The sequence below is a fragment of the Brachymonas moutaii (nom. illeg.) genome (genome assembly GCF_049977365.1).
Lineage (GTDB): Bacteria > Pseudomonadota > Gammaproteobacteria > Burkholderiales > Burkholderiaceae_C > Brachymonas.
The window spans coordinates 676,098-694,054 of the sequence record NZ_JBNGEN010000001.1 but is presented as its reverse complement, the minus strand read 5'-3'; the positions used below and the strand labels follow the sequence as shown (position 1 = coordinate 694,054).

At 62.1% G+C, this 17,957-nt stretch carries 18 protein-coding genes; 16 read left to right on the top strand and 2 right to left on the bottom strand.

Going from position 1 to position 17,957, the window contains the following annotated elements; all coding sequences use genetic code 11:
- Positions 1-13 precede the first annotated feature (13 nt).
- The 15 genes from bamA to ACP2WS_RS03085 all read left to right on the top strand — a co-directional run bounded on the left by bamA (position 14) and on the right by ACP2WS_RS03085 (position 15,825).
- The gene (bamA, locus tag ACP2WS_RS03155) at positions 14-2,356 is read left to right on the top strand and encodes an outer membrane protein assembly factor BamA (RefSeq protein WP_374491381.1); all 2,343 of its coding nucleotides are present in this window, start codon (positions 14-16) and stop codon (positions 2,354-2,356) included.
- Positions 2,356-2,913, top strand: coding sequence for an OmpH/Skp family outer membrane protein (locus tag ACP2WS_RS03150; RefSeq protein ID WP_426459468.1), 558 nt, complete (start codon positions 2,356-2,358; stop codon positions 2,911-2,913). Before bamA ends, ACP2WS_RS03150 begins: the two co-directional genes overlap by 1 nt.
- 210 nt (positions 2,914-3,123) lie before the next feature.
- Positions 3,124-4,125, top strand: coding sequence for a UDP-3-O-(3-hydroxymyristoyl)glucosamine N-acyltransferase (lpxD, locus tag ACP2WS_RS03145; protein WP_426459467.1), 1,002 nt, complete (start codon positions 3,124-3,126; stop codon positions 4,123-4,125).
- Complete coding sequence (gene fabZ, locus ACP2WS_RS03140) at positions 4,122-4,577, top strand: 3-hydroxyacyl-ACP dehydratase FabZ (RefSeq protein WP_374491375.1); 456 nt, start codon at positions 4,122-4,124, stop codon at positions 4,575-4,577. The genes lpxD and fabZ overlap by 4 nt, the downstream gene beginning before the upstream one ends.
- 16 nt (positions 4,578-4,593) lie before the next feature.
- Positions 4,594-5,382: an acyl-ACP--UDP-N-acetylglucosamine O-acyltransferase gene (gene lpxA, locus ACP2WS_RS03135; protein WP_426459465.1), complete on the top strand. Its 789-nt coding sequence runs from the start codon at positions 4,594-4,596 to the stop codon at positions 5,380-5,382.
- A gap of 11 nt (positions 5,383-5,393) precedes the next feature.
- Positions 5,394-6,227, top strand: a complete 834-nt coding sequence (locus ACP2WS_RS03130) for a glycosyltransferase family 2 protein (protein WP_426459464.1) — start codon at positions 5,394-5,396, stop codon at positions 6,225-6,227.
- Entirely contained in the window at positions 6,224-7,384 is a 1,161-nt protein-coding gene (gene lpxB / locus ACP2WS_RS03125) for a lipid-A-disaccharide synthase (RefSeq protein ID WP_426459462.1), read from the top strand. Before ACP2WS_RS03130 ends, lpxB begins: the two co-directional genes overlap by 4 nt.
- Positions 7,356-8,006 (top strand): ribonuclease HII, encoded by a 651-nt coding sequence (gene rnhB, locus ACP2WS_RS03120; protein ID WP_426459460.1) that lies wholly within the window; start codon positions 7,356-7,358, stop codon positions 8,004-8,006. The genes lpxB and rnhB overlap by 29 nt, the downstream gene beginning before the upstream one ends.
- Entirely contained in the window at positions 8,003-8,791 is a 789-nt protein-coding gene (locus tag ACP2WS_RS03115) for a TrmH family RNA methyltransferase (RefSeq protein ID WP_426459458.1), read from the top strand. The genes rnhB and ACP2WS_RS03115 overlap by 4 nt, the downstream gene beginning before the upstream one ends.
- 202 nt (positions 8,792-8,993) lie before the next feature.
- A complete protein-coding gene (carA, locus tag ACP2WS_RS03110) occupies positions 8,994-10,172 on the top strand; it encodes a glutamine-hydrolyzing carbamoyl-phosphate synthase small subunit (protein WP_374491363.1) in 1,179 nt (392 codons plus the stop codon).
- Positions 10,173-10,182: 10 nt separating this feature from the next.
- Positions 10,183-10,560, top strand: a complete 378-nt coding sequence (locus ACP2WS_RS03105; protein WP_426459457.1) for a hypothetical protein — start codon at positions 10,183-10,185, stop codon at positions 10,558-10,560.
- Positions 10,561-10,582: 22 nt separating this feature from the next.
- Positions 10,583-13,840, top strand: a complete 3,258-nt coding sequence (gene carB, locus ACP2WS_RS03100; RefSeq protein WP_374491359.1) for a carbamoyl-phosphate synthase large subunit — start codon at positions 10,583-10,585, stop codon at positions 13,838-13,840.
- Between the two features lie 163 nt (positions 13,841-14,003).
- A complete protein-coding gene (gene greA, locus ACP2WS_RS03095; protein ID WP_374491357.1) occupies positions 14,004-14,483 on the top strand; it encodes a transcription elongation factor GreA in 480 nt (159 codons plus the stop codon).
- 2 nt (positions 14,484-14,485) lie between these two features.
- Complete coding sequence (locus ACP2WS_RS03090) at positions 14,486-14,914, top strand: DUF4149 domain-containing protein (protein WP_426459455.1); 429 nt, start codon at positions 14,486-14,488, stop codon at positions 14,912-14,914.
- Positions 14,915-14,919: 5 nt separating this feature from the next.
- The gene (locus ACP2WS_RS03085; RefSeq protein WP_426459453.1) at positions 14,920-15,825 is read left to right on the top strand and encodes a Kdo hydroxylase family protein; all 906 of its coding nucleotides are present in this window, start codon (positions 14,920-14,922) and stop codon (positions 15,823-15,825) included.
- Between the two features lie 90 nt (positions 15,826-15,915).
- Here ACP2WS_RS03085 and ACP2WS_RS03080 read toward each other — a convergent pair whose 3' ends face one another.
- Positions 15,916-16,671, bottom strand: coding sequence for a glycosyltransferase (locus ACP2WS_RS03080; protein ID WP_426459452.1), 756 nt, complete (start codon positions 16,669-16,671; stop codon positions 15,916-15,918).
- Between the two features lie 2 nt (positions 16,672-16,673).
- On the bottom strand, positions 16,674-17,147 hold the full coding sequence (locus ACP2WS_RS03075; protein WP_374491350.1) for a YhbY family RNA-binding protein: 474 nt from the start codon (positions 17,145-17,147) through the stop codon (positions 16,674-16,676).
- Between the two features lie 51 nt (positions 17,148-17,198).
- On the opposite strand from ACP2WS_RS03075, the gene ACP2WS_RS03070 reads away from it, so the two are divergent.
- Positions 17,199-17,855, top strand: a complete 657-nt coding sequence (locus ACP2WS_RS03070) for an RlmE family RNA methyltransferase (RefSeq protein ID WP_426459451.1) — start codon at positions 17,199-17,201, stop codon at positions 17,853-17,855.
- Positions 17,856-17,957: the final 102 nt, after the last annotated feature.

The following is a 17,957-nucleotide window of genomic DNA, read 5'->3' as shown; positions in this document are numbered from 1 at the left end:
TTCTTTGTGATTTATGAAACGTAGTTTCCAAACCCCATTCCGCCGCACGGCGATTGCCGGTGTCGTCGGTATGGCCTTCTGGATGAATGCAGCCTGGGCAGTCACCCCCTTCGTGGTCAAGGACATCAAGGTGCAGGGCCTGCAGAAGGTGGACGCCGGAACCGTGTTTGCCACGCTTCCGGTCAAGGTCGGCGAACAGTACGATGACGACAAGGGGGCTGCAGCCATCCGTGCCCTCTACGGCCTGGGCCTGTTCAACGATGTACGCATCGACACGCAGGGAGACAATCTGGTCGTGGTGGTGCAGGAGCGTCCGACCATCGATCAGGTGGACATCACCGGTGCGCACCAGTTCGAGAAGAAGCAGATCCTCTCCGGCCTTGGCAACACGGGCATCTCGTCGGGGCGCCCCTATGACAAGTCCCTGGAAGATGCCGCCGTCCAGGAGCTCAAGCGCCAGTATCAGGCCAAGGGGTATTACGACACCGACATCGTGGTGACGACCACCCCAGTCGGACGCAATCGCGTCAATGTCAACTACACCATCAGCGAAGGGGTTCCCGCCCGCATCCGCAGCATCCACATCGTGGGCAATCATGCTTTTGGCGAGTCCACTCTGCTGGGCCAGATGTCGCAGGATACCGGTGGGTGGATGTCCTGGTACACCAAGTCCAATCGCTACACGGACACCAAGCTCAACGCCGATCTGGATGCCCTGCGTCAGTACTACCTCAACCGTGGATACATGGAGTTCCAGGTCAACTCCTCCCAGGCGGCTCTGTCGGCCGACAAGAAGGGCATCGACATCACGGTCAACGTCACCGAAGGACCGCGCTATGTGGTTTCAGGGGTGTCGCTGTCGGGCAATTACCTCGAGAAGGAAGACGAGTTCAAGTCCCTGGTGAAGATCAAGCCGGGTGCGCCCTACAAGCAAAGCGACGTCGATGACACAGTCAAGGCCATGACCGAGCATTTTGGCACCTATGGGTACGCCTTTGCCAAGATCACGCCCCAGCCCGTGATCAACCGCGACAAGCAGGAAGTGGCGCTGGTGCTTGCCTCCAACCCGGACCAGCGCGCGTATGTGCGCCGCATCAACATCAGCGGCAACACCAAGACGCGCGACGAAGTCATCCGCCGCGAATTCCGTCAATACGAGTCTTCCTGGTACAACGCCGACAAGCTGCGTCTGTCCAAGGAGCGCATCGACCGCCTCGGTTACTTCACCGACGTGGCCATCGATACCCAGCCCGTTCCAGGTACCCCTGACCAGGCCGACCTCAATGTGGCCGTCAAGGAGCGCCCCACCGGCTCCATCCAGCTGGGGGCAGGGTATTCGACGAGCGACAAGGTGTCGGTCACTTTCGGCATCAGCCAGGAAAACATCTTCGGCTCCGGGCAGTCGCTCTCGCTGGATGTCAATACCAGCAAGTACAACCGTACGCTGTCCATCAGTTCGACCGACCCCTATTTCACCAACGATGGGGTGTCCCGCACTTTCAACCTCACCTACAGCCGCACCACGCCCTACAGCTCTCAGGGTTCGAATGTGTTCGACTACTACCTGCAGCGCATCTCGGGCAGTGTTAACTTCGGTATCCCGGTGACCGAGAACGACACCATCTATGTGGGCGGCGGACTGGAACACTACAAGATCGACCAGAAAAGTCTGGCCCTTCCGGCGGAATACCAGGACTTCATCGATTCCAACAAGGGCAAGTCGAGCGCCTATGGGGTGCCACTGACCATCGGATGGTCCAAGGACAAGCGTGACAGTGCCCTGGCTCCTACCAGCGGAACCTATCAGCGTCTGTGGGGCGCCATCAGCCCCGCCGGTGATCTGCGCTACGCCCTGGCTACCTACAACTTCCAGTATTTCTATCCGTTGAGCAAGCAGTACACCTTTGCCTTCAATACGGATCTGGGATATGGCAAGGGGATCGGAGGTAAGGCCTTCCCGGTATTCAAGAACTTCTATGAAGGGGGCCTGGGCTCGGTGCGAGGCTTCGAGCAAAGCGCCATCGGTCCCTATGCCACGGCCAGCGACGGTACCACCTATGCCGTGGGCGGCAATCGCAAGTTCAACGTCAACCTCGAGCTGGTGACTCCCTTCCCGGGCGCTGGCAACGACAAGACCTTGCGTCTGTTCGGTTTCCTCGATGCAGGCAATGTCTATTCCGAAGTGGCCCAGTTCAACACCGACCCCAATGTCAAGAAGGTACGCGTCTCAGCAGGCATCGGTATCCGCTGGATCTCCCCGATGGGGCCGCTGAGTATCGCGTTCGGACGCCCTCTCAAGAAGTATTCGGGTGACAAGACCCAGCCAGTGCAATTCCAGATCGGGACCTCGTTCTAATGAAAGCTCGCACATCTCTCCTCTCTTCGATTCTTTCGGCAGCTCTCGTGGCCGGCGGCATGCTGTCGGGGACCAGCGTACAGGCGCAGGAAGCGGCCCCCGCTTCGGCTGTGGCAGGCGCCAGAATTGGCTTTGTCAACACCGATCGGCTGTTCAGCGAATCCAAGGCAGCCCAGGATGCCCAGAGTCGCTTGAAGCAGGAATTTGCTTCGCGCGAAAAGACCTTGGCCAATCTGGGGCAGCACGTCAAGCAGGCGTTTGATCAGTTCGAGAAGCAGGCGCCCAAGCTCAGTGATGCCGAGCGCATCGACCGGCAGAAGCAGCTGGTGGAGATGGATTCCGATTTCCAGCAGAAACGACGTGAATTCCAGGAAGATCTGAACAACCGCAAGAACGAGGAACTGCAGAAGCTTCTCGACAGGGCCAATCGGGTGGTCATCCAGATTGCCAAGGCGGAGCATTACGACGTGATCCTGCAGGAAGCGGTGTATGTGGATCGCCGTCTGGATATCACCGACAAGGTCATTGCCGGTCTGAACACCACTTCCGGCAATTGAGTCCGGAAACGGGCAGGGCAGGCCACCTCTGCGCCTGCCCGGGGTTTCCATTTCCTTGTTTCTCGCCATCAAGCAGACAGGAGCAGGAGGCGATGCCCACCCAGGGGCATGTTTCCACTGGACTGCTCCTCCCCCCAGCGGCCCCGGCCTGCATCCATGTCGCAAGGCGCATGGCAGGCAGGGCCTTTGTTTTTTCAGGAGAAGGCAGACATGTCGGTACGTCTTGGGCAGATTGTCGAGGCCATGCGCGAGCACGGAGGGGTATTGCATGGCGACGCCGCACGGATGATCGCGCGTCTTGCGCCGATCGACTCCGCTACGCCGGACAGCATCACTTTCCTTTCCGATCCGAAGCTGTCGGCTGCGCTGGAAACCACGGAGGCAGGATGCGTGATCGTGGCGCCTGCCATGGAGGCGCATGCCCTTGAGAAAGGGCTTTGCTGTCTCGTGGTTCCTCAGCCTTATGTGTGGTGGGCCTATCTGAGCCAGTGGTGGCGTGCCACACACCATCCTGTTCCCGAGTATCACATCCATCCTTCTGCCGTTGTGGAAGAGGGGGCGGAGGTGGATCCGACCGCTATCATCGGGCCTTTGTGCGTGGTCGAGCGGGGCGCGCGCATCGGGGCATACACCTGGCTCAAGTCGCGGGTCACCGTGAGCGCAGGTTGCCGGATCGGAGCGCACTGCATTCTTCATCCTGGTGTGGTGATCGGTGCCGATGGGTTCGGATTTGCCCACGAGAAGGGCGACTGGATCAAGATCGAGCAGCTCGGAGCTGTGCGCATCGGGGATCATGTGGAGATCGGTGCCAATACCTGCATCGACCGGGGAGCCATCGAAGATACCGTCATTGGCGATGGCGTCAAGCTCGACAATCTGATCATGATTGCCCACAACGTCCAGGTGGGGGAACGCACGGCCATGGCAGCCTGCACAGGCATTGCCGGCAGTGCCCATATCGGTGCGCACTGCACCATCGGCGGTGCGGTGAACATTGCCGGACACCTGACCATAGCCGATGGGGTGCATGTGTCCGCCACTTCCATGGTGACCCATTCGCTTCTCAAGCCGGGAGCCTATACCGGCTTCTTCCCCATCGACGATAATGCGACATGGGAAAAGAATGCGGCCACTGTGCGCCAGCTCTACAAGCTGCGCGAGCGCATCCGCTCCCTCGAACGACAACTCTCTACTCTGACTGCCTCAAAATGACTGCCCCCGTGATCGACATCCACCAGATTCTCAAGCGCCTGCCCCACCGTTATCCGTTCCTTCTGGTGGATCGCGTGGTGGAGGTCGATGCCGGCAAGCGGATCAAGGCCCTCAAGAATGTCACGATCAACGAGCCGTTCTTCGTGGGGCATTTTCCGCACCGGCCTGTCATGCCGGGAGTGCTGATTCTGGAAGCGCTCGCGCAGACCTCCGCACTGCTGCTGCTGCCCCCGGACAGTAACCGCATCGATCCGGATGTGGTGTACTACTTCGTCGGTATCGACAATGCGCGATTCAAGCGCCCGGTCGAGCCCGGGGATCAGCTCGTGATGGAAACCACGTCGGAGCGCGCGCGCGGCGGTATCTACAAGTTTCATGCAGTCGGCTCTGTCGATGGCGAGGTGGTGTGCGAGGCCGATCTGATGTGCACCGTGCGCCGCGTCGAGATCTGACGGGAGGGGGCGCTGCATGGCCATCGTTCATCCTACCGCGCTGGTGGATTCCGGGGCCGAGCTGGCTTCGGATGTCGAGATTGGGCCCTATGCCGTCGTGGGAGCCCAGGTCCGCATCGGCCGGGGCACCCGGGTGGGAGCCCATTGCGTTCTTTCCGGACATACGACCATCGGGGAGGACAATGTCTTCCACCCCTTCAGTTCCATAGGCGGCGTACCGCAGGACAAGAAGTATGCGGGGGAGCCGACCCGCCTGGAGATCGGTGACCGCAACATGGTGCGTGAATACTGCACCTTCAACACCGGTACAGCCCAGGACAGCGGCTGTACGCGCATCGGCAACGACAACTGGATCATGGCCTATGTGCATGTCGCGCATGACGTGCAGCTGGGCAACCACGCCACGCTGGCCAACAATGCCACGCTGGCAGGGCATGTGCGTCTGGGTGACTGGGTGACCGTGGGGGGATTGAGCGGTGTGCACCAATTCGTCAAGATCGGTGCGTATGCCTTCATCGGGTTTTCGTCGGCCATCAGCCAGGATGTGCCGCCGTTCATCATGGCGGACGGCAATCCCTCTTCGGCGCGTGGCTTCAATATCGAGGGCCTGCGTCGCCGGGGATTCGGGCCAGCACGCATGGCTGCAGTCAAGCGCATGTATCGCCTGCTGTATCGCGAGGGACTGACCCTCGATGATGCCAAGATCCGCATGGCGGCTCTGCTGGAGGAGTATCCCGAGGCGCAGGAGGACGTGCAGCTCATGCTGGGGTTCCTGGCAGAATCCACGCGCGGCATCGTGCGCTGAGAGTCAACGCAGTGAGCGTACCGCCGGTACTGGATGTCGTCATCCCCTGCTTCAATGCGGAGTCCACTCTGGATCGCGCTGCCGAGAGCGCCCTCGGCCAGCCCGGCGTGCGCAGCGTCTGGCTGGTGGACGATGCTTCCACCGATGGCACTGCTGATCGCATGGCGGATTGGGCACGCTGCGAGCCTGCGCGCGTTCGACTCTGGAGGCAGCCCTGCAATCGCGGGGTGGCTGCAGCCCGCAATGTGGGGGCATGGCAGTCCGATGCAGACTGTCTGGCATTTCTGGATGCAGATGATGCGTATGAGGCACATGCCCTGGATGCAGCCTTGATGGCGCTGCACCTGCATGCACACATTGGCATGGTCCGTCTCCGGCTCACCCCTGTGGATTTTCCTGAGGTGTATGTACAGCATGCGCAATTCGCCCATGCCTGGCAGGTGCTGTCCATGACGGTCGGGGGCAATATCGTCTGTCGGCGTTCCCTGTTTCTGGCGGCTGGGGGATTCCCGGAGGATGCCCTGTTCCGCCGACTGGGCGGTGAGGATGCAGCGCTCGGCATTGCGCTCACGCGGTCTTCCGTGGTCGGTACCCTGTGGGAGGGGCCCGGTGTACGGCATTATTTCCATGCCGGCATCCATGCGGAGCGGCTGTTGCGCCAGCACCTGTGGGGGGAGTCGGATGATCGCATCCAGCCCGCCGACAGGGAGCAAGCGGAACAGGTGACTCTGGACATCTGTGCACGCCTGTCCTCTCTGCAGGCTGTGCTCGATGCGCCTCGCAAGGGCATCTGTCCCTTGACGGTTGAATATGCCCCTTCTGGCGGGCAGGGGCTGCAGCCATGACTACTTTCAGCATCCCACAGGCCCTGCGCATGGCGCTGGTGGCTGGAGAGGCCTCGGGCGATCTTCTGGCCAGCCTGTTGCTGCAGGGGGCAAAGGCGCAATGGCCCGCGCTGACCAGCTTTGGCATCGGCGGCGCCAGAATGCGGACCGAGGGATTCGAGGCCTGGTGGCCGAGCGATGCGCTGGCCGTGCACGGCTACAGCCTCGAAGTGCTGCGCCGCGTGGCAGGCATCTGGCGCATCCGCAACCGGCTTCGGGAGCGGCTGCTGGCCGCTCGGCCCGATGTGTTCGTCGGGGTCGATGCCCCGGACTTCAATCTCGGGCTCGAGAAGTCGCTGCGCGCACGTGGAGTGCGCACGGTGCATTTCGTCTGTCCGTCCATCTGGGCCTGGCGCCCGGAGCGGGTGCATAGCCTGCGCGAGGCAGCCGACCACGTTCTGTGCATTTTTCCGTTCGAGCCTGCGCTTCTGGCGCAGGAGGGCATCCCGGCGACCTATGTGGGGCATCCGCTGGCCGGAGTCCTGCCGCTGGAGCCTGATCGTGCGGCGGCACGGACCCTGCTGGGGTTGCCTCAGGATGCGGAGGTGCTGGCCCTGTTGCCGGGCAGTCGCAATTCCGAGGTGCATTATCTGGGGGATCGCTTCGTGCAGGCCGCACAGCGGCTGCGAGCCATGCGCCCCGGTCTGAGGGCCGTGTTGCCGGCCGTGCCTGCACAACGGGAACGGCTGCAGGATCTGGTGCGCGCAGCAGACGCAGAGGACTGGCTGCAGGTGCTGGATGGACAGTCGCACGAGGCACTGACCGCCTGTGACGTCACCCTGATTGCCAGTGGTACGGCCACGCTGGAAGCCGCCCTGCTCAAGCGCCCCATGGTCATTGCCTACGCCATGCATCCCCTATCGGCGCGTCTGATGCGGCGCAAGCAGCTGCAGCCCTGGGTTGGATTGCCCAACATTCTGTGCCGCGACTTCGTGGTTCCAGAACTGCTGCAGGATGCGGCCACCCCCGATGCCCTGGCCGATGCGCTGGGGCAATGGCTCGATGATCCGGGCCGGGTAGCAGCCCTTCAGCATCGATTCCTTGACCTCCATCTTCTCCTGCGGCGCGATACGTCCGCACTTGCCACCCATGCGATCGCCGAACTTGTTGCACGCTGAACAGGCCACCCTGCCATGGGATGTGCCAGGCCTCATGGCCGGAGTCGACGAAGCCGGACGCGGCCCTCTCGCGGGGCCCGTCGTGGCGGCTGCGGTCATTCTGAATGCGCATGCGCCGATCGAGGGGCTTGCCGACTCCAAGAAGCTCAGTGCCGCACGGCGCGAGCTGCTCTATGACGAGATTCTCCACAAGGCGTTGTGCTGCAGCATTGCCCAGGCCAGCGTTGAGGAGATCGATACCCTCAACATCCTGCAGGCCACCATGCTGGCCATGCGCCGTGCCGTGGAGGGGCTGCGTCTGCTGCCTGCCAAGGTGCTGGTGGATGGCAACCGTCTGCCTGTGCTCAAGGTGCGGGCGGAAGCCATTGTCAAGGGCGATGCGAAGGTGCCAGCCATTTCGGCTGCTTCCATCCTCGCCAAGGTCACTCGCGACCGCATGTGCCAGGAGCTTGAAGCGGCCTATCCCGGATATGGATTCGCTCGGCACAAGGGCTACGGCACGGCTGTGCATCTCCGTGCCCTGCAGGCGCTCGGGGCCACGCCCGCTCACAGGCGCAGCTTTGCCCCTGTGGCTCAGGTGCTGGTCGTTCCTCCTTTGCTCGAAGTCAGGAAGACCTCATGACCACCGACAGTCGCCTTGTGCACATCAGCTCTGCCCACAATCCCCTGTTGGCCGAATTGCGCCGTCTGTCCCAGGACAATGGCGCCTACCGGCGTTCCGGAAAAGTCTGGATCGAAGGAGACCATCTCTGCCGTGCTGCACTTGAACGGGGTGTGCGACCGGAATGGGCTGTGTTTTCCGCATCGGGGCATGCACGGGCTCCCGCTTCCTGGTCGGCAGCCGCAGAGCGGGTCGCCATTCTGGACGATGCCCTGTTCGCGCGGATCAGCGGGCTGGAATCTCCGGCATGGATGGGGTTCGTGGTGCGGCTCGGGGATCTGCGCCATCCCCTGCGGCTGCAGCAGAACACGGTGGTGCTCGACCGCATTCAGGATGCCGGCAATGTCGGCTCCATTCTGCGGACTGCGGGGGCCATGGGCTTCCGCCAGGTGCTGGCGCTCAAGGGTACGGCGGCCCTGTGGTCTGCCAAGGTGCTGCGCGCTGGCATGGGCGCGCATTTCGGCCTGCAGCTGCACGAGGGACTGGATGCGGCGGATGTGCTGGCGCTCGAAGTGCCCCTGCTCGTCACCCATCTGCAGGGTGACCGCTGGGTGCACGACACCCTGTTGCCTTCGCCCTGCGCGTGGGTGATGGGGCATGAAGGGCAGGGCGTGCAACCCGCCTTGGTCGAGCGGGCTGACCTGCTGCTGCGCATTGTGCAGCCTGGGGGAGAGGAGTCTCTCAATGTGGCCGCTGCCGCTGCCATATGCCTGCATGCCAGCGTGGTCGGCACCGGGAGGCCCTGATCCCGAAAGGGGTAGGGTGAAAGTGCCTCGGCTATAATGGGGCGCTTCACAGCACACCCGGCGCTTGCCGCGATTTCCGAGTTCACATGCTTTTTTGGTGCTGAGACCATGCACCCCGCAAGGGCATGGTGGTTCTTGGGTGACGCAGGCAGCCCGTTGTCTTCATTCAACGATTCCTTCCTCCCCCCATACGGAGAACCACGTGCTCTTGTCCCAACAGGCGCCTTTCCCCACTGCCATCCTGGCTCTGGCTGATGGCACTACATTTGTCGGTCAATCCATTGGTGCACCCGGCAGCACCATCGGCGAAGTCGTTTTCAACACCTCCCTCACCGGCTATCAGGAAATCCTGACCGATCCCAGCTACAGCGGCCAGATCGTTACCCTGACCTATCCGCACATCGGCAACTACGGCACCAATTCCGAGGACATCGAGTCCGCACAGGTCGCTGCCGCCGGGCTCATCATCAAGAACCTGCCCCTGCTTGCCTCCAACTTCCGCAGCACTGCCACTTTGCAGCAATACCTGCAGCAGGCGGGCACCGTGGCCATTGCCGGCATCGATACCCGACGCCTCACGCGGCATCTGCGCACCCATGGGGCACAGAATGGCTGCATTCTGGCACTGAACCACAGTCAGGCGCCGTCACAGACCGAGCGCGAACAGGCCATTGCAGCAGCCCAGGCGGCGCCCCACATGGCAGGGCTTGATCTTGCCAAGGTCGTGACCTGCAAGGCTGTCTACGAATGGACGCAGACCGAGTGGCATCTGGGCAAGGGGCACGGCACCCAGCAGGCTCCTGAGTTCCACGTCGTGGCCTACGATTTCGGCGTCAAGTACAACATCCTGCGCATGCTCGCCGAGCGTGGCTGCCGCATCACCGTGGTGCCGGCCCAGACACCCGCTGCCGACGTGCTGGCGCTGCATCCGGACGGAGTGTTCCTGAGCAACGGCCCCGGCGATCCCGAGCCCTGCACCTATGCCATCGAGGCCATCACGCGCATCATCGACAGCGGCGTACCCACCTTCGGCATCTGTCTGGGACATCAGCTCATGGCGCTCGCCAGCGGCGCGAAGACCTTCAAGATGAAGTTTGGCCACCATGGGGCCAACCATCCCGTCAAGAACCTGGACAACGGGCGCGTCAGCATCACCAGCCAGAACCACGGTTTCGCCGTGGACGAAAAGACCCTGCCTGCTACCCTGCGCCCGACCCACGTCAGCCTGTTCGACAATACCCTGCAGGGCCTTGAGCGCACCGATCGGCCGGCTTTCTGCTTCCAGGGCCACCCCGAGGCCTCTCCGGGCCCGCACGACATTGCCTACCTGTTCGACAAGTTCACCGGTCTGATGCGCGAGCACAAGACCGTGGCGGCCTGAGGCGCGGGCCATGAAGCTCTTCAGCTTTCCTCTGGCAGCGCTCGAAAGGGCGGTCAACAAGCGGATCCTGACCCTGGAGGGTGCAGATCGCGACTGGTTCTCCGCGCGCTGGCAGCAGAAGCCGTACAAGAAACACTTTCTCGAAAAGAAGGCCATGCCTCTGGTGATCTTCATCGCCAAGGGCAAGAACTGGACCGACGAGGAATTCCAGGCCGAGCTGGCCGACTGGAACGAGACCTTCCATCCTGCCGAGGTGCAGGTGCTGCGCCCCATGATCGAAGGCGATGGTCTCATCCAGCTCATGCAGAAAAAGGTTCCGCCGGATCGCATCCAGGCGCTGCATGCCAAGCTCGACCAGTTCCTGGCAGCACCTCCCCAGGCCGATTAACCGCATTCCATTTCACCGCATCATGCCCAAGCGTTCAGACATCAAAAGCATTCTCATCATCGGCGCCGGCCCGATCATCATCGGGCAGGCGTGCGAGTTCGACTATTCCGGCGTTCAGGCCTGCAAGGCCCTGCGCGAGGAAGGCTACAAGGTCATCCTGATCAACAGCAACCCTGCCACGATCATGACCGATCCGGACACGGCCGACGTCACCTACATCGAGCCCATCACCTGGAAGACTGTCGAGAAGATCATCGCGCGCGAGCGGCCCGACGCCATCCTTCCCACCATGGGAGGGCAGACCGCCCTGAACTGTGCCCTTGATCTGTGGCGCAACGGCGTGCTCAACAAGTACAAGGTCGAGCTCATCGGCGCTACCCCCGAAGCCATCGACAAGGCCGAAGACCGTCTCAAGTTCAAGGAAGCCATGACCCGCATCGGGCTCGGCTCCGCGCGTTCCGGCATTGCCTACAACCTGCAGCAGGCCTGGGAGGTGCAGCAGAAGGTCGGTTTCCCGGTCGTGATCCGTCCCAGCTTCACCCTGGGCGGCACCGGTGGCGGCATCGCCTACAACGCCGAGGAGTTCGAGACCATCTGCAAGCGCGGTCTGGAAGCCTCTCCCACCAGCGAGCTGCTGATCGAGGAATCGCTCGTGGGCTGGAAAGAGTTCGAGATGGAAGTCGTCCGTGACAAGAAGGACAACTGCATCATCGTCTGCTCGATCGAGAACCTCGACCCCATGGGCGTGCACACCGGTGACAGCATCACCGTGGCACCCGCACAGACCCTCACCGACAAGGAATACCAGATCATGCGCGACGCATCGCTGGCCGTCCTGCGCGAGATCGGTGTGGACACGGGCGGTTCCAACGTGCAGTTCTCGATCAATCCCCAGGATGGGCGCATGATCGTGATCGAGATGAATCCGCGTGTATCGCGTTCGTCTGCACTCGCCTCCAAGGCCACCGGCTTCCCGATCGCCAAGATCGCTGCCAAGCTGGCCGTAGGCTACACGCTCGACGAGCTGCGCAACGAGATCACAGGCGGCGCCACCCCCGCGAGTTTCGAGCCCTCCATCGACTACGTCGTCACCAAGATTCCCCGGTTCGCCTTCGAGAAATTCCCTGCAGCCGACCGGCACCTCACCACCCAGATGAAGTCCGTGGGTGAGGTGATGGCCATCGGACGCACCTTCCAGGAATCCTTCCAGAAGGCTCTGCGCGGCCTGGAAGTCGGTGTCGATGGCATGAACGAAAAGACCAAGGACCGGGAAACGCTGGAGCGCGAGCTCGGCGAGCCCGGCCCCGAACGGATCTGGTACGTGGGCGATGCCTTTGCCGCCGGCTGGAGCCTCGATGAAGTGCACCAGTTCACCCGCATCGACAAGTGGTTCCTGGTGCAGATCGAGGAAATCGTCAAGATCGAGCTGGCCATCGACCGGCTGTGCGACGAAAAGGGGCGTGACGCCCTGGCGAGCGTTGATGCAGCCACCATGCGCATGCTCAAGCAGAAGGGCTTCTCCGATCGCCGTCTTGCCAAGCTCTTCCACACGACGGAGCAGGAGCTGCGCGGCTATCGCCAGGGGCTGGATGTGCATCCCGTGTACAAGCGCGTGGATACCTGTGCGGCCGAATTCGCCACCACCACCGCCTACATGTATTCCACCTATGACGAGGAATGCGAGGCAGCCCCCAGCGACAAGAAGAAAATCATGGTGCTCGGCGGTGGTCCCAACCGCATCGGGCAGGGCATCGAGTTCGACTACTGCTGCGTGCATGCCGCACTGGCCATGCGCGAAGATGGCTTCGAAACCATCATGGTCAACTGCAACCCCGAAACCGTCTCCACCGACTTCGACACCTCCGACCGTCTGTACTTCGAACCCCTCACGCTGGAGGATGTGCTGGAGATCGTGGCGGTCGAGAAGCCCACGGGCGTGATCGTGCAGTACGGCGGCCAGACACCGCTCAAGCTGGCGCTTGGGCTGGAAAAGGCTGGAGTGCCCATCATCGGTACCAGTCCCGACAGCATTGATGCCGCCGAGGATCGCGAGCGCTTCCAGCACCTGCTGCAGAAGCTCGACCTGCGCCAGCCGCCCAACGCCACGGCACGGACCGAGGCAGAAGCCCTCGACAAGGCCATTGAGCTGGGATATCCCCTCGTGGTGCGCCCCAGCTATGTGCTAGGTGGCCGTGCCATGGAGATCGTGCACGAGCAGCGCGACCTCGAACGCTACATGCGCGAGGCCGTCAAGGTCAGCAACGATTCGCCCGTGCTCCTCGACCGCTTCCTGTCCGACGCCATCGAGTGCGACGTGGACTGCATCCGCGACACCGTGGGGCGCACCTTCATCGGTGGCGTGATGGAGCACATCGAGCAGGCCGGGGTGCACAGCGGCGATTCCGCCTGCTCGCTGCCTCCCTACTACCTGAGCAAGGACACCGTGGCCGAGATCAAGCGCCAGACGCGCGAGATGGCCCATGCCCTCAACGTGGTCGGCCTCATGAACGTCCAGTTCGCCATTCAGGAAAAGGTGATCGACGGCGTCAAGAAGGACGTGATCTATGTGCTGGAAGTCAACCCTCGTGCCAGCCGTACCGTGCCCTTCGTCAGCAAGGCCACCGGCGTGCAGATGGCCAAGGTGGCAGCGCGCTGCATGGCTGGAGACACCCTGGATCAGCAGGGCATCGGTGCCGAGGTCGATCCGCCGTACTTCAGTGTCAAGGAAGCCGTCTTCCCCTTTGTCAAGTTCCCGGGCGTGGACACCATTCTCGGCCCCGAGATGAAGTCCACCGGCGAGGTCATGGGCGTCGGCAAGACCTTTGGCGAGGCCTATCTCAAGGCCCAGCTGGGCGCAGGCGAGCATCTGCCGACGTCCGGCAAGGTGTTCCTCACCGTGAAGAACAGCGACAAGCCCACGGCCATCGCCATCGCACGCAAGCTGGCAGCCATGGGCTTCGAGCTCATCGCCACCCGAGGGACGGCCCAGGCCATCCGCGATGCCGGCATCACCTGCGCCACCGTCAACAAGGTGACCGAAGGGCGTCCGCATATCGTCGACATGATCAAGAACAACGAGATCGCCATGGTCATCAATACCGTGGAGGAACGTCGCAATGCGATTGCCGACAGCCGTACCATCCGCACCAGCTCCCTGCAGGCACGGGTCACGACCTTCACGACCATCGCGGGTGCCGAGGCCGTGGTGGAAGGCATGCAGTACATCGACCACCTCGGTGTGATCTCGGTTCAGGAAATGCACCGCATGCTGCACGCTTGACGCAAGCGGCAGATGGTTCATAATTCCTGAACATGCCGCCGGGCTCAGTGCCCGGCGGTTTCGCTTTTTTGGACAGCTTCCCATCCGGTTGGAGACCACGGGATCAGGGAGGCTTTTTTCTCGCTTCATCTTTTCTTGGACGTCGCACGTCCCTCTTTTCCCCATGAGCACGACCATTCCCCTCACCATCAAGGGCGCTGAAAAACTCAAGGCCGAGCTGCATCGCCTCAAGACCAAGGACCGCCCGGATGTCATCGCCGCGATCGCCGAAGCACGTTCGCACGGAGACCTGAGCGAAAACGCCGAATACGATGCCGCCAAGGACCGTCAGGGTTTCATCGAGGGGCGCATCAAGGAAATCGAGGGCAAGCTTGCAGCCGCCAAGGTCATCGATCCCTCCACGCTCGATGCCGGTGGCAAGGTGGTGTTCGGCGCCACCATCGAACTGGAAGAAGAAGAGACGGGCGACAAGGTGCGCTATCAGATCGTGGGCGAGGACGAGGCTGACATCAAACAGGGCCTGCTCAACGTCGGCAGCCCCATCGCCCGTGCCCTGATCGGCAAGGAAGAGGGCGACAGTGTGGAAGTGCAGGCTCCCGGTGGCGTGCGCTATTACGAAATCGTCTCGGTCATGTACCTGTGAGCATGCGCGGCACGTCCCTGGTGGAGCGCTTCTCCTGGTTCGTTGCGGGCTTCTGGTGGAGCAGCCTGGCGGTAACGGGGTTCATCGTCGTGCCCCAGCTGTTCGCCCATCTGCCCACCTCTCTCATGGCAGGCAACATGGCGGCACGCCTGTTCGCCATCCAGACAGGGATTTCCGTACTCTGCGCGCTCTGGCTGCTGATGCTGACCAGGGCGCACACCCCCGGCCGGGCTGCTGCGGTGGCCTGTCAGTCGCTGGTGTGGATACTGGGTGGCATGCTGCTGTCTCTCGTGTCCCAGTTTGTGGTGTCGCCCCATATCGTCGCACGGGACCATCTGGCCCTGTGGCACAGTATCGGCAGCACCATGTATCTCGTGCAATGGCTGTGTGCCGGCATCGTCTGCTGGCGTCTCAGTGCACCTCAGGAGTGATCCACATGCCCGACAATTCCGCTTCTTCCATCGTTGAACTGCCGCTCGATGACTGGTCGGCTGCGCACAGCGATCCTCAATGGACTGCGGCACTCGAAGCCGGCAAGGTTCTGTTCTTTCCCCATCTGGCCTTCCATGTCGACGCATCCGAGCAGGCTCTGTTTCGGCCTGATATTCTCTCTCCCAAGTCGCGCAACATCAGCCTGGATGCCGAGGGGCACCTCAAGGGAGCACAGGGGCCCGAGGCCGACCAGCAGGCTCTGGCGGCCATGGTGGGGCGTTTTCGCCATCAGGCCAGGCAGCTGGTGGATACCCTGCTGCCCGAATATGCGCAGTTCCTCCGCATCGCTCCCACCAGTTTCCGGCCAAGGCAGGTCGAGACCCGTGCGCAGTCCTGGAGGGCCGACGACCAGCGCATGCATGTCGATGCCTTCCCCTCCCGCCCCAACTATGGCGAACGCATTCTGCGCATCTTTGCCAATGTCAATCCCGCCGGGGTGCCGCGCGTATGGCGCGTCGGAGAATCGTTCGAGACGGTGGCGCGCCAATTCTGGCCACGGCTCACTCCCTATCGCCTCTGGCAGGCACGCGTGCTCAATGCCCTGCACGTCACCAAGTCGCTGCGCAGCGAGTACGACCACCTGATGCTGCAGATGCACGATGCCATGAAGCGCGATCTGGACTACCAGAAATCCGGAACCCAGGTCACCATTCCTTTTCCTGCAGGCAGCGTATGGGTGTGCTTTTCAGACCAGGCCACGCATGCGGTGATGTCCGGGCAGTACATGATGGAACAGACCATGTATCTGCCGCCGGGCCGGGAATGTGATCCTGCCAGCAGTCCTCTGGCCATCCTCACTCGCATGATGGGGCGCCCTCTGCAGGGCGTGGGAGCTGGCGTGGCCCGCTGAGGCAGGGGCAGTAGCGAGCGCTGTGCACGCCGCTGTCTTTTGCTCCTCTTTCCGGCTCTTGTGGAGAGCCGGAACCACGAGGGGCCTGTGCTACTCGGTCCAGTTCTCCTGAATCCAGGGGGCGGGTTCAATGTGCCTGAAACGGCGGTTGCGCTTGCCCGCAGCAGCATCGGGAGGATTGCATTCGCCGTGGAAGATGATGATCCGTGCATGCGCAGGCACGATCGGGGCCTTCCAGTAGTTGGCAGGCCAGGCGGGAATGCAGCTGTACTTGAAGCTCGGACACCATTCCCTGGGCCAGTAGTGCAGCTTGCCCTGACGATGCAGAAACTTGGACAGGAAGCTTTGCTCGTTGCGGTAGTGCTTCTGCACCTCGTCCATGTGCGTGCGGAAATACTCCAGCACATCGGCATGTGCGCCGATCCGGAAGCGGTACACCGAGGAGTTACCGGTGATGCGATAGGACGGCAGGGCCTTGGGATAGTCCCGGATGATATAGAAATCGCCGGGCAACTCGAAAAAGGCATCTAGACTGCCGACGATCACCACATCCAGATCGAGGAACAGCCCCGTTCCCTGCAGACCATGCAGATCGGCGCTGAAGGTGGTGAGCTTTTTCCAGGCACCATCCCGCTGTCCAGGTTTGAGATGCAGGTTGAGGGGAGGAATCGGGAGGCAGCGCACCTCGGGGCGGATGCCTTTCCCGTTGTCCGTCAGGCACACGAACGAGAAGTCTCCGCTCAGGTGGCGCCGCACCATGGCATAGAGCCGATTGACATATTCGGGGCCATACTTGGTGCCCCATTTCATGCACAGGATGACGCGCTGATCCATTGCAGCAGCCATGGTCAGTCTGCCTGGCGCTTCTTGGGAGACACCTGGCGGGATTTTGCCCGCTTGATCTTGCCGCCGGATGTGAGGCGTTCGTTGCCCAGCACGCGCAGAGTACGTACCTCGGGACGCTGACCGCCACGCTTGCTGTACTTCAGCACCTTGACATTCTTGGGGCCGGGTTTGCGGTTGTCATCGTGCACATGCTCCTTGGCGGGCATGGGGCGCCACAGGACGAGCAGCTTGCCGATGTGCTGGATCGGCGCCGCATTCAGCGTGTCTGCCAGTTCCTGGAACATCTGCTCGCGCGCGGCACGGTCGTCGCCGAGCACGCGCACCTTGATCAGGCCATGGGCGTTGAGTGCGGCATCCGTTTCCTTGATGACGGCCTCGGTCAGGCCATCATTGCCGATCATGACAACGGGTGAAAGGTGGTGAGCTTCAGCGCGATGCGCCTTGCGCTCCAGGGGAGTCAATACAATCTGAGGCATGGCGGTATTATCCCCAAAAGCACACGATCGCGCGGAGCCGGTTCTCTATTTATGAAAGTCAAAACCAAAAGCAAGAAGGTCAACAAGGCATGGCTCAACGACCACGTCAATGATCCCTACGTCAAGCTCGCCCAGCGGGAAGGCTATCGCGCACGCGCAGCCTACAAGCTCAAGGAGATCGACGAGGCCCTGCATCTGATCCATCCGGGAGATCTCGTGGTGGATCTGGGCTCGGCTCCGGGTGCATGGAGCCAGTACGTGCGGCGCAGGCTTTCGCCCGAAGGAGCGGCTGTGGGGGCCCTGAACGGCCGCATCGTCGCGCTCGACATGCTTCCCATGCAGCCCATCGAGGGAGTCGAGTTCCTGCAGGGTGATTTCCGGGAAGAGGAAGTGCTCACTGCACTGGAGCGCACCCTGCAAGGGCGCAGGGCCGATGTGGTGGTGTCCGACATGGCGCCCAATCTCTCTGGAGTGGAGTCGGCCGATGCGGCACGGGTGGCCCATCTCATCGAACTGGCCATCGAGTTTTCCCAGGCCCATCTCAAGCCGGAAGGCGTCCTCGTGACCAAGGTGTTTCATGGCAGTGGATACAGCCAGCTGGTCAAGCTCTTCAAGCAGCATTTCGAGGTGGTCAAACCCATCAAGCCCAAGGCCTCGCGCGACCGGTCGAGCGAGACCTTTCTGGTGGGGCTGCGCCTCAAGTCCTAGCCACTGCAGGGGCAATGGGCATCCCTCCTGAGACAGGGTTGTCGGTTTTCTGTTCTTTTCCGTTCCGCTGCAGGGGAATACGGGATACGTCTGCGCCTTGAA